This is a genomic window from Burkholderiales bacterium, assembly GCA_035543335.1.
Taxonomy (GTDB): Bacteria; Pseudomonadota; Gammaproteobacteria; order Burkholderiales; family JAHFRG01; genus JAHFRG01.
The window spans coordinates 21,494-34,678 of record DASZZH010000026.1; the positions used below are offsets into that span (position 1 = coordinate 21,494).

Here is a 13,185-nt window from a genome sequence, read left to right on the forward strand (position 1 = left end):
AACCCCCGGCAATACCGGGGGTTTTTTATTTTTGCGCATCAGCCTGTTGGGTAAAACATCCAAAGCACGTAAAATGACGCGGTAACCGGTTTCATCCGGAGCACTCATTTTCTTACCGGCGCCAATAACATGCCCGCGCTCACCCGATCTCCCGCCTGGAAAGCCCTGAAAGCGCATCATAAGACCCTCGCCAAACGGCACCTGCGTGAATTGTTTGCCGCAGACCCGCGCCGTTTCGACCAATTTTCGCTGCAATTTAATGACATTCTGCTCGACTATTCGAAAAACCGCATCAACAAAGAAACGCTGCGCCTGCTCATCGCGCTAGCCAAGCAGGCTGAACTCAAGCGCTGGATCAAAAAAATACTAAGCGGGGAAAAAATCAACAACACCGAAAACCGCGCCGCGCTGCACATGGCGCTGCGCAATCGATCAGGGCGCGACATCCAGGTGGACGGCCGTGACCTCATGCCGCAAGTGGAAAAGAGCCTCGAACACATGCGCCGCTTTTCCGACGCGGTGCGCAGCGGCACCACTAGGGGACACACCCACAAAGCTTTTACCGACGTAGTAAATCTCGGCATCGGCGGCTCGCACCTCGGTCCGCTGATGGTGACGAAAGCGCTCAAGCCCTATGCCAGCCCGCATTTGCGCCTGCACTTCGTCTCGAACGTGGATGGCAGCGATCTTGCCGATGCACTGCGCGGGCTTAACCCGGAAACCACGCTGTTCCTGGTTGTCTCCAAAACCTTCACCACTGCAGAGACGCTCGCCAATGCGCGCTCCGCGCGCAAGTGGCTGCTTGACAAGCTCCCTGAAGAAGCCGTCACCAAGCATTTCGCCGCTGTTTCCGCCAACCCGGATGCAGCGAAAGAATTCGGCATTCTGGCAAATCACGTTTTCGAATTCTGGGACTGGGTGGGCGGCCGCTATTCGCTGTGGTCCGCGGTCGGGCTTTCCATCGCCATCAGCATCGGCATGGACAATTTCAGCGAACTCCTCGGTGGCGCGTATCAGATGGATGAGCATTTCATCGATGCGCCGTTGGAGAAAAACATGCCGGTAATACTCGGCCTGCTTTCCATCTGGTACACTAATTTCTTCGGTGCCGAAACCCATGCGGTGCTGCCTTACGACCAGCTTTTGCGCTACCTGCCGGCTTATTTGCAGCAACTGGAAATGGAAAGCAACGGCAAGCGCGTGACCCGCGACGGCGAGGCCGTAAACTATGCCACCGCGCCGATCATCTGGGGAGAGGCCGGCACCAATGGCCAGCACTCCTTCTACCAGCTTATCGCTCAGGGCACGCGCTTCGTGCCGATGGACTTTCTCGCCGCGTGCGAGGCGCAGCACACGTTTGCCGAACATCATGCGCTGTTACTCGCGAACTTTTTTGCGCAGAGCGAAGGGTTGATGCAAGGACAAACGGAAAGCGAAGTGGATGGCGAACCCGCACGGCATAAAGCGTTCCCCGGCAATCAGCCCAGTAACTCGATTCTGTTCAGGAAACTCGATCCGAAAACCCTGGGCGCGCTGATTGCGCTCTACGAGCACAAGGTATTTGTCGAAAGCGTAATCTGGAACGTGAACCCCTTCGACCAGTGGGGGGTGGAGCTGGGGAAGACGCTGGCGAAAAAAATCCTCCGCGAGCTTTTTATGAGCGGCAAAACCGATTCGCACGACTCTTCGACCAACGGGCTTATCAACTACTTTAAAGAGGCCACTAAGTCCTCACCCCCGCCCTCTCCCCGTGAACGCGGCGGGAAGGTCAGGGTGAGGGGAAATAAGCAATAGGAGATTGATTCAAAGGAGGACATCATGAACGAAGAAGTTTTTAACCTAAGCATCCGCAAATTCCTGAAAACGGTCGGCGTCCGCTCGCAGCACGAAATCGAGCAGGCGGTCACCAAGGCGATCACGCAGGGAAAAATCTCCGGCAAGGAAAGCTTTCCGGCCAGCATGAACTTGCGGATTGGCGAGCTCAAGCTTGACGTCAGGTTCGACGGCGAAATCAATCTCAAGTAGTTGGTGGAAAACCGCCCTAGCCGCGCGGCGGGATTCCACTCAGCATGGCCGCGATTTGACGCTGGAACAAGCTCATGCCTTGCCCGGCGTAGTGCACCGCAAGCGCGAGATTGAGCGCCGGGGTCAATTCCTGTCGCAACACCGCGAGTTCTTGAGGATTGCCTGTTGCAATCCGCGCCGGCACGTTCGCATCGTTCAAAAATTCCAAGGCGAGCCCCTGCGCGCCGCCGTAAAGCGAACCGCTACCCTGCCAGATTTGCGCCATCGCCTGTAAATCAACGCTGATTGCTTCGTTTTTTTTCAGCGTCGCAAGGCCGCTGGTCCAAGTTTGCGCCATTCCCACCTGCATCAGGTTTTGCATCTGCCTCACGAAATAACCCGAACCACTGGGACCGCAGTGCAGCCAGCGCCCGCGGGCAATTGCTTCAAGTTCAGGCTTGATTTGTTCTATTGCTTGCGCTTCGCCGCCCAGCGTCAGCGCATAACCGTGCTCTTCATTGCCGCCTGCCATTCCCGCATCGACGAGAAATATCCCCTTCCCGGCAAGCATCCGAGCCCGGTCTTGAGCCGCCCGGTAATGCGCGGGTCCACAGTCTACTATGATATCGCCCGAGCCAAGCAGAGGCTGAAGCAGCGCAAGGGTAAGCCGGGAATCCACGACTGGCGCGAGCCAAATCGTTCGCGGCATTGCGACCGCTTGCATGAGCTCAGGCAAAGTCGCAAAGGTTTTAATGCCGGGTTCAAAATGGGCGCCCGCATCCCAGGCCGCCACGGCAAGGCTGGCCGAGCGCAGGCGGCTCACCATGCCTTGCGCTTCTCCGCCCAGGCCAATCACTGCGTTTTCCGGCACCCCGTCCTCCTGCGATTTAACTCCCCGGCGTAGTTTTGGGCTGCCTCAGAATCAGGCGGTCCTCACGCTGAGTGAATTCCAGACGCTTGAGAAAATTCATGCCAAGCAGCACAGTTTCGCCCTCCATGCCTTCTGTCGCCACGGCGCTGACGTCACGCATTTCAATCGGCCCGACACGCACACTTTGCAGCCGCGTTTCGTAGCCGATCACCCTGCCGTTGGCGGTGTTGAGTACAATGTCCTGGCCGCGCTTTAAATCAAGCCGACGCGCGAACTGCGCCGGAAGTGCGACCTGAGTTGCCCCGGTGTCGAGCAGAAAAGTAACCCGGGCACCGTTGATTTCTCCCTCCGCCACATAGTGTCCTTCGCGATTGCGCTTCAACACCAGCTCGTCGCTTTGCTTCTGCAGCAGAACTTGTGGATTGGGATTGTACTGGCGCCGTTCCCAGCCGTTGAAATACCAAAATACCAGTCCGAAAACCAGCGTCCAGGCGATAATCAGGAATGTGATGCCGCTGCGGCGGTGCGGATTTTGATCTTGTTCCATTTATTCTTACCGCAGAGGCGCAGAGATGTTTTAGCGCAAAAGTAAGGAAAAAGCTAAAGAATCCAGTCCGGCAAGACTTTTTTCCTCTGTGACTCAGCGTCTCCGCGGTTCAATAGAGTTTAAAGCTTTATGAAATGCTCGCGGTAATATTTCATTTCCTCGATGGATTCGCAAATGTCCGCCAGCGCTTCGTGCTTGCCGTGCTTGGTCAAGCCTACTGCAAGCTCCGGCTTCCAGCGCTTCATCAGCTCCTTGAGTGTGCTGACGTCGAGGTTGCGATAGTGAAAATACGCTTCCAGTTGCGGCATGTACCGCGCCAGAAAGCGCCGGTCCTGACATATCGAATTGCCGCACATGGGCGAACCCTTGGCAGGCACATACTGGCTCAAAAACGCAATCATCTGCGCTTCGACATCGGCTTCCGAAAGATTCGACGCCTTGACCTTGTCAATCAGACCGGATTTGGCATGGGTGGATTTGTTCCAGTCGTCCATCGAGTCCAGCACTGCATCCGGCTGGCGCACCACCAGCACCGGCGCCTCCGCCACGGTGTTGAGATTGGAATCGGTGACCACCAGCGCGACCTCGAGGACTCTGTCGATGTCCGGATTGAGCCCGCTCATTTCCAGGTCAATCCAGATGAGGTGATTGTCGTCTTGTGGCATAATATGTTTCGCAACTCGAGAGTGCTTATTGTGTCATATCCTGAGAGCTTCTAACACTAACGAGTTTGCGTTGCCGGCCATAAAGATGCGTCACACGTTTCATCAAGTTAGAGGCTCTTGACTTCCATCACCTGAGCCGAAAAGGCATGCACACTTTTACCGTCGTGTTCCTGGCTGCACTGCTTGCCACCACCGCCACCCGGCTGTGGCTGGCGTCGCGGCATATTCGTCATATCCAGGCCAACCGCGAGCGCGTGCCGGCGGAATTCGCCGCGCAAATCAACCTGCCGGCGCACCAGAAAGCGGCGGATTACAGCAGCGCCAAAGCGCGGCTGCACATGGCACACGCGGTTCTCGACGCGGTGTTGCTGCTGGTCCTCACCCTGGGCGGCGGACTGCAGGTATTGAGCGGGCTTTGGGCCAGCCTGTTCGGCGACGGACTCGTTTTCGGTATGGCGCTCATCGTGAGCGTCGCCATCATCGTCGGCGTGGTGGAAACTCCACTCAACATTTATCGCACTTTTGTAATCGAGGCGCGCTTCGGCTTCAACCAGATGACGCCCGCACTGTTTGTAATGGATTTGCTAAAACAAGCGCTGCTCGCCGCCGCGTTCGGCATTCCGCTCTTGTTCTGCGTGCTGTGGCTGATGGCGAAAATGGGCGAGTACTGGTGGCTCTACGTATGGCTCACCTGGGTCGCCTTCAACATTCTGGTGCTGGCAATTTATCCCAACTACATTGCCCCGCTCTTCAACAAATTCTCGCCGATGGAAGACCCGGAATTGAAAAGACGGGTCGAGCGCCTGCTGGAAAAGTGCGGCTTCAAGTCGCAGGGCCTGTTCGTGATGGACGGCTCCAAGCGCAGCAACCACGGCAACGCCTACTTCACCGGTTTCGGCACAGCCAAGCGCATCGTGTTTTTCGACACCCTGCTCGCGCGCCTCGAGCCCCCGGAAATCGAAGCGGTGTTGGCGCACGAGCTCGGCCATTACAGGCGCCATCATGTCATCAAGCGCATGTTATGGACGTTCGCGGTAAGCCTCGCCTTCCTGTGGCTCCTGGGCGTGCTGATGGACAAAACATGGTTTTACGCGGGGCTCAACGTTGCCACGCCTTCCACTGCCATGGCGCTCCTGCTGTTTTTTATGATTACGCCGATTTTCACCTTCCTGCTGCAGCCGCTGCTAGCCCGGTATTCGCGCCTGCACGAATTCGAGGCCGACCAATATGCAGTGCGGTATTCTTCCGCTCCCGTTCTGGTGCGGGCGCTGGTGAAGCTCTACAAGGACAACGCCTCCACGCTCACGCCTGATCCGCTGCATTCGGCATTTTACGATTCGCACCCGCCTGCCGCGACCCGTATTGCAAGACTGCAGGCGGCTAGCAGCTCCGGCTAAGCGAATCTCGTCATGAAACACGGGCTCATCCTGCTGGCACTGCTTGCGGTTTTTCCGGCCGCCGCCGACCTTTTCCCGAATGCCGATCCGAAAATCGGCAAAAGTCTCCATGAAAAATCCTGCAGCGCCTGCCATGCCGCGATGTTCGGCGGCGACGCCAAGCTTTACAACCGTTCCAACCGCATCGTCAAAACGCCGCAGCAGTTGCTCGCGCGCGTAAGTGTCTGCAACGCCAACACCAACGCCGGGCTGTTTCCGGAAGAGGAAGAGCACATCGCGGCGTATCTTAATCAGCAATATTACAAGTTCAAGTAGCTCCCCCGTTTCCCGTCTGAAGGAAGACCACCAATCGGTAGCGGCAAAAGTTCCTTAGCCGCCGACCCAGCTGGCAAAATTGAGCATCAAGAGCACTAGCAGCCATAGCAGCAGCGCGCGCCACACCAGGCTGATGGTGCTCTCCAAGTGCTCCACGTCGGCTTCATCGCCGACGCCCAGTTCCGGACGATGGTACAGATCGCCATACTGGTGCAGCGCCTCGCCAAGCCGCACGCCGATGGCGCCGGCGCCGCTGGCAAGGAGGATGCCGAGTTGCGGCTTGAGCCAGGTGAATGCCTGCGCGCGCCAGCAGTACACCGCGTCTTCAAAATCGCCGACGATGGCAAAGCTCACCGCGGTGAGCCGCAGCGGCAGCCAGTCAATGAACTCAAAAGCGCGCTCGGCAAAGCGGCCGAACGTGGCGAACTCCCGGTCTTCACGACTCTCCCATTTCTGGCTGAGGCTGGCGGCGAAGCGGTACAAGACCGCTCCCAAGGGGCCTGGCAACAGCGCAAACCAGAAAATCACGCCGAACACGTAACGATGCGAGCAGACGAGCCCCTCCTCGATCACCACCCGTACGATTTCGTTGATGGGAAACTCGGCGGCGCTGCTGCCGCGCCATTGGCCGAGCAGCTCGCGCGCCTTTTCCAAATCGCCGGCGCGCAGCGCCTGGTGAATCAGGGTAAAGGTATGGCTGAACTGGCGGAAGCCCATGGTGAGATACAGCACCCCGATATTCCACAGCCAACCCAGAACGGGATGAATCCGTTGCAGAAAATAATAGACCACGCCAGCCGCCAATAGGGGTGGCAGCAGCGCCAGCAGCCAGGCAATCATGCCATGTTGGCTGGCGCCGGCATTGAAATGACGCTCCAGAAAATTGGCGTAGCGGGCAAACCAAGCGTAAAAGCGGTTGCGCGGACCCAGCGGACGGAATTGCTCGATTAAAAGCGCGGCAATCAGAGCAATCAGACTCATTTCAGCCGTGCGGGTAACGGATGGCGGTGATTTCCAGCTCTAGGTCGCCCACAGGGCGCTTCCACACCACGTTATCTCCGACCCGTAAGCCTATCATCGCGTGGGCCAGCGGTGACACCCAGCTTATCCGGCCCTTGGCGGCGTCCGCCTCGTCCTCGCCGAGGATGGCAAACTCGTGCTTTTTCCCGTGCTGGTCCAGCAAGCTCACCACGGCGCCGAAATGCACCTCGTCCGCGGGCTGCGCCGCCGGGTCCACCACGATGGCGCGCTCGAGCCGCGCCTGGAAATAGCGCAAATCGCGCTCGACTTGCATAAGCTGCTGCGCCGCCAGCGAGTCCTCGCTATCCGCGGCGAGCATCGCGCGCTGTTGCAGCAATTCCTGGCAGCGCGCCTGCAACAAGGCGCGGCCTTTGGGCGTCACGTAATTCGGATGCGGGCTTTGCGGCCGTTCCGGCAACTCGTCGATTGCCGGTTTGTCATCCTGTTCCTTGACGAATGCTCGGCTCATGGCAAGACTTCGCGTAAATGTTGAAAATTGGGAAAAATTAGGCGCAGGCGGCCGCGCCGGTGTTCGCGGCGGCATCGGTTGAGGCGCCTAGTGGCGGTTTGTTCATCTGCGTTTGCGCTGTCTTGACGCGCTACCTGTTTCCACTATAGTTTAGAACAATAAAACCTGTACCTGAATATACCGCAAACCAACCCGCGAAGCCATAATGGGCGAAAAACCGCAAACCGTTTCGCAACAGTTCCACTCCAATCTGGTAGCCATCATCAGCCTGGTAGTGGCGCTCAGCGGCTTCCTCTACCACACCTGGCGCGGACAAGTGATTGAAGAAAATCGCAGCGTTCGCATCGCTTCATTCGAGTTGCTAAAAAACCTGGGCGAGCTGCAGCTGATGGTGGATTACGCGCATTACCAGAAAAACAAGCAGCTCGGCAACACTATCACGGGCTGGGGCAGAGTGCTGCTCATCAAGGATCTGGCCCGGGTGATTCCCGATCCCGCGACCAAGACCACTGAAGAGCTCTACCGGGTTTGGGGAGCGAAATTTGAAAAAATAGAGAGCGACGAGAAAAGCGTGAGCGGGTGACCCAAGCCATCACCGCCACCCGCCAGTCGGTGCTGCAGGTCTTAAGCCAGTTAAATAACTTCTCAGACATTGACCGCCGTCGCAGCCTCCCTCAGAAACTCCAGGATTTCCTGCTTGCGGCCCATTGCGTCCTTGTAGCCCAGATCAATCAGCTCGCGGCAAAACGGCTTTTCGAACAGCAGATAACTCAACAGGTTCGCGCCACTGCGGCGGGTCGCGCCGACTCCATGCAGCAGGAAGCGGATGCTGCGCGGCAACGCACGCACATGCTTCTGCGCGATGCTTTCGATCGATTCGCTCGGCGAAATCACCAGCACGTCTACGTGACGCAAAGAAAGTCCGCTTTTCTCGAGCGCATGGGAGGGAACCAGCTGGATGGTCTTGTTGATGCGCTGCAGCCGCTCCAAATCCACTTCCAGGCCATCGAGAAAAATGCTGTTCAGCGCATGGCCAGCAATTTCGGCGAGCGAAGGATAATCCCCGCCCTTGACCCGATTCGGCTGCTCGGCCTGCGTTACTCCCACCACCAGCACTCGTTCGGCGCCGAGATGCAAGGCGGGGCTGATGGGTGCGACCTGCCGCATCGAGCCGTCGCCGAAGTATTCACGGTTGATTTTCACCGCGGAAAACATGAAGGGAATCGCCGAGGATGCCAGCAGATGCTCGAGGCCGATTTGCGTGGGAATGCCCAAGCGACGCGCGCGCCGCCACGGCGACATGGTCGGCACCGCCTGGTAAAACGTCACCGACTCGCCGGATGCATAGCCTGAAGCGGTGATGCTCAAAGCGTACAGTGCGCCGCGGTCAATGCTCTCCTGGATGCCTTTGAATTCGAGTTTGTGTCTTAGCAGTTCTGCGAGCGGGCTGTTGTCGAGCAGCGAGGTCGGGTTGTGTTTGCCCAAGCCGCCTACCATCAGCGCCGCCAGCCAGCGCGCGCCGGAATTCATTACTCCAACCGGGTCAGAACGATAGACTTGGTGCGCGTGAAAATTGCGCCAGACCGCCACCAGGCGTCCGATGCCGGCGCGGAAATTACCGGCATTGATCGCCAGCGCCGCGGCGTTGATGGCGCCGGCGGAGGAGCCGCAAATGATGGGAAAAGGATTGGCTGCGTTTTTTGGCAGCAGGTTGGAAATCGCCCTCAGCACGCCCACCTGGTAAGCGGCGCGGGCGCCGCCTCCGGTCAGAATTAGGCCCACTTTGGGCTTTGCAATCTGGGCGTCCACCTTATCTCCCGTTACCCGTCTACTTCTTGACTGCGGCCGGCCCCGCTCGCGCTTTTACTAATTCCAGCGCGTCGCGCAGCGTATCCTCGCGAAGCGCGTTCAATCCTTCCGCCAACTGCTCTGCCGCCTCGTAGGTTTCCTCCGGCAGGCTCTTGCTGTCCATGTTGGCCACGAACACCGCGGCGGCGCCGGTCACCCGAAGCAGATTCTGCCGCTCACCCATCAGCATCTCGATTTCCTGGCGCAGCATCGAGATTTCCTGGTCTTTGCGTTTAATAGGCATTGTTGTCCCGCTGCTTAAGTTTCGGCTTCTATATTGCCACAGCTTGCGAGCGCATCGCCAGTTGTTGAAAGATTTCTCGAATACCCCACCGCGCAACAATTGGTGAAAATGAAAAAGCTGCGCGTTGAAGGCGAAGTGCTGCACCAGGCCGACACGCACCAGGGATCGATGGCCACACTGACCAAGGCGTTAAAGATTCTGAGCAGCCACTCAATCACGCAGCGCCTGGCAAAGATTCAACAGTATTCCGGCGGTGGCGCCCCAGATGTAGTGCCCTGCATAGGGCATGGAGTAGTATTGCCTGGGTTCGCCTTTGTAAATCGTGCTGTGAATTTGATGATTGGCGGGATCAAGAAAAAATTCGAGTGGCACTTCGAAAACGTCCGCCACTTCAAAACTGTCAAGCCGCACCGGAAATGGCGCTTCAATCCAGCCCACCACCGGCGTGATGCGGAAACCGGTGACCACAAAGTAATCCGGCAATACGCCCAAAACATCCACTTTGTCCCGCGGCAGGCCAATTTCCTCCTCCGCCTCGCGAAGCGCCGTCTCTTTTCTGCTCACATCGGCGGATTCTACGCGGCCGCCGGGAAAACTGATTTGCCCGGCATGGTCGGCAAGATGCGTCGTGCGCCGGGTAAACAGCACGTTGAGTCCCACATCGCGCCTGATCAGCGGCACCAGCACCGCGGCCGCAATCGCCTGTTCGGGTTCGATAACAGCCTGCTCCGGCCTTCCCTGCTCTTGAGGCAGATCAAGCGCCTTGGCCAGCCGCGAGACCAGCCAATCACGATCAAGCATCGGCTTGCTGGTGGATGAGGTCGTCACCAGGGAATGGTTTTTCTGTCGCGATAAAAACCGCCGGACGCGCTGCCGTGGGGAAGCGTGGCGAGCCAGACCGCCGTGTCCGCCCCTTGTTCCGCCTCGCGTGGCGCTTTCGACCCGCCCATTTCGGTTCTGACCCAGCCCGGGCACATCGAGTTGACGAGAATATTGGTGCCTTTAAGCTCGGCGGCCAGCATGCGGGTGACCGCATTCAAAGCGACTTTCGACAAGCGGTAAGCCGGCGTGCCGGCGCCCATCTCGCTCAATTGCCCGAGCCCGCTCGAGAGATTGACGATGCGTCCATAATTCTTCCGCCTCATCAGTGGAATCAGTGCTTGGCAGAGCAACAGCGGCCCGTAGACATTGATTTCCAGGGTTTGCCGGACGACTTTCAATTCCGCGTCCAAGAGGTTTGAGCCTTTGGGGTCAATCATGATGCCGGCGTTGTTCACTAGGATATCGGCGGCGCCGTATTTGCGCTCGAGATAATGAGTCAGGCGCCGAATGCCCGGGCCATCGGTCACCTCAAGCTGATGGAACTCGGCTTCCAGCCCCTCGCTGCGCAGTTGCGCAACCGCCATCCGGCCCTTTACTTCATCGCGGCTAGTAAGCACCACCGTGATTTCTTTCCGCGCCAGCTGGCGGCAAATTTCGAAGCCGATGCCGCGGTTGGCGCCGGTCACCACCGCAATCTTCCTGTCCATCATTCTCCTCCGCGCCCCGCGCCGGGAATGCGTTCAAGGCCGCATAGAACCATCACTTCTAATCATAGCGCAAAGCGTTACTTTGATAGCAGCGTGCCGCCTGCTATATTTCCTCTTATAGAAAGGCTGCAAAGCCTTCGGAACCTTAGATTAAGTTTTCCAGGAGGAGCTCATCATTGCACTCAGACTAGGCGATATCGCCCCGGATTTCACGCAGGAATCCACCGAGGGCACGGTACATTTTCACCAATGAATTGAAGGCAAATGGGCGGTGCTGTTCTCCCACCCCAGGGATTTTACTCCGGTATGCACCACCGAGCTCGGCGCCACGGCCAAAATCAAGGCCGAGTTTGAAAAACGCAACGCGAAAGTGATTGCAGTGAGTGTCGATCCGGTGGATTCGCACCTCAAATGGATCAACGACATCAACGAAACCCAGCACACCAGGGTCAACTTCCCGATTCTCGGCGACGCCGACCGCAAGGTGTCGGACCTTTACGACATGATTCATCCGAATGCCAACGACACGCTTACGGTGCGCTCGGTGTTCATCATCGATCCAAACAAGAAGATCCGCGCCACCATCACCTACCCGGCGAGCACCGGCCGCAATTTCGACGAAATCCTGCGGGTGATCGACTCGCTGCAGCTGACCGACAACTACAGCATGGCCACGCCGGTCAACTGGAAGAACGGCGAGGATTGCGTGATTGTGCCTTCGCTCACCGACCCGGCGGTGCTCAAGGCGAAATTTCCCAGAGGCTGGAAGGAGCTTCGCCCCTATCTGAGAATGACGCCGCAACCCAACAAGAAGTGATCGTGGCGTATCATCGTCGTCAGGAAGCGCAGTGCGCTTCCTGACTTTCTTCCGTGACGGCGAGGCGCGGGTCGGCGTATTGCGCGGCGAGCGCGTGTTGGATATCACCACTCAGGCCAAGTGGTTGGGCGAACAACTGCCTGTGGACGCTTGCGACCTGGTTTCGCTGATTGCATCGGGCCAAGCCGGCCTTAACGCAGTGCGCAAATTGCTGCAAACGCCGGCAGAAGATTTGCCGCTGGCCGAACTCAAGTTGCTCGCGCCGATTCCGCGCCCGCGCAAGAACGTGTTTTGCGTGGGCTGGAATTATCTCGAGCATTACGCCGAAGGCGAAGCCATCCGCCAGAGCGGGCAGGAATTACCGGCGCACCCGGTGTTTTTCAGCAAAACCCCGACTGCAGTGACTGGCCCTTACGAGACGATTCCATACGATGCACAAGTGTCGGCGGAAATCGATTGGGAGGTAGAGCTGGGCGTCATCGTCGGCAAAAATGGAAAAAACATTCCTGAAAGCCAGGCGTATGAATACATCTTCGGCTACACGGTGGTGAATGATATTTCGGCGCGCGACTTGCAGCGGCGCCACGGCGGACAATGGCTCAAGGGCAAAAGCCTGGACGGCGCCTGCCCGATGGGGCCGTGGATTGTGACTGCGGATGAAATCAACCCCGACAATCTGCGCGTCCTCACCCGCGTCAACGGCATAACCAAGCAGGACTCGAATACCCGCTATTTGTATTTCAAAATCCCGCGGCTAATTTCAGAGCTTTCACTCGGCATGACGCTGGAAGCCGGCGACATTATTTCCACCGGCACGCCGCCCGGAGTGGGGTTTGCCCGCAAGCCGCCCGAGTTTTTAAAACCAGGCGACCTGCTGGAAACCGAAATTGAGGGAATCGGGCGCTTACAAAACCGGATAGGCGGCTGAACTCGCCTGCTTTCCTGAGCTTACACCCAAGAGCTTCGCGGTTTTCGCCACATCCTTTGGCTTCACCCAGAAAATCGCGCCATAGCGCCCTTCGCCCACGGTAACCGCGTCCAGCGCCGTGACGTTGATTTTGGCTGCCGCCAGCCGGTCGAGCATATCCAAAAGCGCGCCCACCCGGTCGCTGCCTTGAGTCAGGAAACCGGTTTTCTTGCTGCTTAATTTAAGCTTGGCCTTTTTCGCCGCGGCTTTGAGCGCCGCGGAATCCTCGGGAATGAAATCGATTTGCGCCCGGCCGGCGCGCGGAAAACCCGAAAAAGCCAGCAGGTTGACGTTGGCATCGCGCAGCGCCTTGAGCGCCCGCACTCCTTCGCCCGACTTGTTGGGCACGCTGGCGGTAAAGTACTCGACTTTGCGAGTGGTATCAGACATTTGACCTCCTTCCATCTTGCGGCACAATTGCCACTACTAGTAATTTATTCTTAAGCAAGGTTTGATGCAAATAACAATCCTGGGAATGCATTTTTCGCAAGC

At 57.8% G+C, this 13,185-nt stretch carries 16 protein-coding genes and 1 pseudogene; 7 read left to right on the forward strand and 10 right to left on the reverse strand.

Translation table 11 applies throughout. The features are described from left to right. Positions 1 to 129: 129 nt before the first annotated feature. Both pgi and VHE58_06800 read left to right on the forward strand, forming a co-directional pair. A complete protein-coding gene (pgi, locus tag VHE58_06795; protein HVS26990.1) occupies positions 130 to 1,794 on the forward strand; it encodes a glucose-6-phosphate isomerase in 1,665 nt (554 codons plus the stop codon). Between the two features lie 24 nt (positions 1,795 to 1,818). Further along, positions 1,819 to 2,025, forward strand: coding sequence for a DUF6494 family protein (locus tag VHE58_06800; GenBank protein HVS26991.1), 207 nt, complete (start codon positions 1,819 to 1,821; stop codon positions 2,023 to 2,025). A gap of 16 nt (positions 2,026 to 2,041) precedes the next feature. Here the strand turns inward: VHE58_06800 and VHE58_06805 are convergent, their stop codons facing one another. The 3 genes from VHE58_06805 to orn form a co-directional block, all read right to left on the reverse strand. Further along, the gene (locus tag VHE58_06805) at positions 2,042 to 2,875 is read right to left on the reverse strand and encodes an NAD(P)-binding domain-containing protein (GenBank protein ID HVS26992.1); all 834 of its coding nucleotides are present in this window, start codon (positions 2,873 to 2,875) and stop codon (positions 2,042 to 2,044) included. Between the two features lie 16 nt (positions 2,876 to 2,891). Next, positions 2,892 to 3,422 (reverse strand): TIGR02281 family clan AA aspartic protease, encoded by a 531-nt coding sequence (locus VHE58_06810; GenBank protein ID HVS26993.1) that lies wholly within the window; start codon positions 3,420 to 3,422, stop codon positions 2,892 to 2,894. 119 nt (positions 3,423 to 3,541) lie between these two features. Further along, positions 3,542 to 4,087, reverse strand: a complete 546-nt coding sequence (gene orn / locus VHE58_06815; protein ID HVS26994.1) for an oligoribonuclease — start codon at positions 4,085 to 4,087, stop codon at positions 3,542 to 3,544. A gap of 146 nt (positions 4,088 to 4,233) precedes the next feature. Between orn and VHE58_06820 the strand changes: the two genes are divergently transcribed. Next, complete coding sequence (locus tag VHE58_06820; GenBank protein ID HVS26995.1) at positions 4,234 to 5,484, forward strand: M48 family metallopeptidase; 1,251 nt, start codon at positions 4,234 to 4,236, stop codon at positions 5,482 to 5,484. A gap of 12 nt (positions 5,485 to 5,496) precedes the next feature. Next, positions 5,497 to 5,799 carry a hypothetical protein gene (locus VHE58_06825; protein HVS26996.1) on the forward strand — a complete coding sequence of 101 codons (303 nt, stop codon included), beginning with the start codon at positions 5,497 to 5,499 and terminating at the stop codon, positions 5,797 to 5,799. Positions 5,800 to 5,853: 54 nt separating this feature from the next. Here the strand turns inward: VHE58_06825 and VHE58_06830 are convergent, their stop codons facing one another. Next, on the reverse strand, positions 5,854 to 6,780 hold the full coding sequence (locus VHE58_06830; protein ID HVS26997.1) for a CobD/CbiB family protein: 927 nt from the start codon (positions 6,778 to 6,780) through the stop codon (positions 5,854 to 5,856). Position 6,781: 1 nt separating this feature from the next. Further along, a complete protein-coding gene (locus VHE58_06835; GenBank protein HVS26998.1) occupies positions 6,782 to 7,288 on the reverse strand; it encodes a GreA/GreB family elongation factor in 507 nt (168 codons plus the stop codon). A 205-nt stretch (positions 7,289 to 7,493) separates the two neighbouring features. On the opposite strand from VHE58_06835, the gene VHE58_06840 reads away from it, so the two are divergent. Further along, the gene (locus tag VHE58_06840; protein ID HVS26999.1) at positions 7,494 to 7,871 is read left to right on the forward strand and encodes a hypothetical protein; all 378 of its coding nucleotides are present in this window, start codon (positions 7,494 to 7,496) and stop codon (positions 7,869 to 7,871) included. A 62-nt stretch (positions 7,872 to 7,933) separates the two neighbouring features. Here VHE58_06840 and VHE58_06845 read toward each other — a convergent pair whose 3' ends face one another. The 4 genes from VHE58_06845 to VHE58_06860 all read right to left on the reverse strand — a co-directional run bounded on the left by VHE58_06845 (position 7,934) and on the right by VHE58_06860 (position 10,912). Further along, positions 7,934 to 9,097 (reverse strand): patatin-like phospholipase family protein, encoded by a 1,164-nt coding sequence (locus VHE58_06845; protein ID HVS27000.1) that lies wholly within the window; start codon positions 9,095 to 9,097, stop codon positions 7,934 to 7,936. A gap of 19 nt (positions 9,098 to 9,116) precedes the next feature. Next, positions 9,117 to 9,380 carry a hypothetical protein gene (locus VHE58_06850; protein ID HVS27001.1) on the reverse strand — a complete coding sequence of 88 codons (264 nt, stop codon included), beginning with the start codon at positions 9,378 to 9,380 and terminating at the stop codon, positions 9,117 to 9,119. Between the two features lie 210 nt (positions 9,381 to 9,590). Further along, complete coding sequence (locus tag VHE58_06855; protein ID HVS27002.1) at positions 9,591 to 10,208, reverse strand: CoA pyrophosphatase; 618 nt, start codon at positions 10,206 to 10,208, stop codon at positions 9,591 to 9,593. Continuing rightward, a complete protein-coding gene (locus VHE58_06860; GenBank protein HVS27003.1) occupies positions 10,205 to 10,912 on the reverse strand; it encodes an SDR family oxidoreductase in 708 nt (235 codons plus the stop codon). The genes VHE58_06855 and VHE58_06860 overlap by 4 nt, the downstream gene beginning before the upstream one ends. Before the next feature lie 172 nt (positions 10,913 to 11,084). On the opposite strand from VHE58_06860, the pseudogene VHE58_06865 reads away from it, so the two are divergent. Together VHE58_06865 and VHE58_06870 are read left to right on the forward strand one after the other, a co-directional pair. Then, a pseudogene (locus VHE58_06865) lies at positions 11,085 to 11,726 on the forward strand (peroxiredoxin). 31 nt (positions 11,727 to 11,757) lie between these two features. Continuing rightward, positions 11,758 to 12,654: a fumarylacetoacetate hydrolase family protein gene (locus VHE58_06870; protein ID HVS27004.1), complete on the forward strand. Its 897-nt coding sequence runs from the start codon at positions 11,758 to 11,760 to the stop codon at positions 12,652 to 12,654. Here the strand turns inward: VHE58_06870 and VHE58_06875 are convergent. Then, a complete protein-coding gene (locus VHE58_06875) occupies positions 12,631 to 13,083 on the reverse strand; it encodes a hypothetical protein (protein HVS27005.1) in 453 nt (150 codons plus the stop codon). The genes VHE58_06870 and VHE58_06875 overlap by 24 nt on opposite strands. Positions 13,084 to 13,185 lie beyond the last annotated feature (102 nt).

What these genes read in the sequence shown, in the direction of transcription:
- pgi (HVS26990.1), top strand. Translation starts at nt 130, where the DNA reads ATGCCCGCGCTCACCCGATCTCCCGCCTGGAAAGCCCTGAAAGCGCAT.
- VHE58_06800 (HVS26991.1), top strand. Translation starts at nt 1,819, where the DNA reads ATGAACGAAGAAGTTTTTAACCTAAGCATCCGCAAATTCCTGAAAACG.
- VHE58_06810 (HVS26993.1), bottom strand. Translation starts at nt 3,422, where the DNA reads ATGGAACAAGATCAAAATCCGCACCGCCGCAGCGGCATCACATTCCTG.
- orn (HVS26994.1), bottom strand. Translation starts at nt 4,087, where the DNA reads ATGCCACAAGACGACAATCACCTCATCTGGATTGACCTGGAAATGAGC.
- VHE58_06820 (HVS26995.1), top strand. Translation starts at nt 4,234, where the DNA reads ATGCACACTTTTACCGTCGTGTTCCTGGCTGCACTGCTTGCCACCACC.
- VHE58_06825 (HVS26996.1), top strand. Translation starts at nt 5,497, where the DNA reads ATGAAACACGGGCTCATCCTGCTGGCACTGCTTGCGGTTTTTCCGGCC.
- VHE58_06830 (HVS26997.1), bottom strand. Translation starts at nt 6,780, where the DNA reads ATGAGTCTGATTGCTCTGATTGCCGCGCTTTTAATCGAGCAATTCCGT.
- VHE58_06835 (HVS26998.1), bottom strand. Translation starts at nt 7,288, where the DNA reads ATGAGCCGAGCATTCGTCAAGGAACAGGATGACAAACCGGCAATCGAC.
- VHE58_06840 (HVS26999.1), top strand. Translation starts at nt 7,494, where the DNA reads ATGGGCGAAAAACCGCAAACCGTTTCGCAACAGTTCCACTCCAATCTG.
- VHE58_06850 (HVS27001.1), bottom strand. Translation starts at nt 9,380, where the DNA reads ATGCCTATTAAACGCAAAGACCAGGAAATCTCGATGCTGCGCCAGGAA.
- VHE58_06860 (HVS27003.1), bottom strand. Translation starts at nt 10,912, where the DNA reads ATGATGGACAGGAAGATTGCGGTGGTGACCGGCGCCAACCGCGGCATC.
- VHE58_06875 (HVS27005.1), bottom strand. Translation starts at nt 13,083, where the DNA reads ATGTCTGATACCACTCGCAAAGTCGAGTACTTTACCGCCAGCGTGCCC.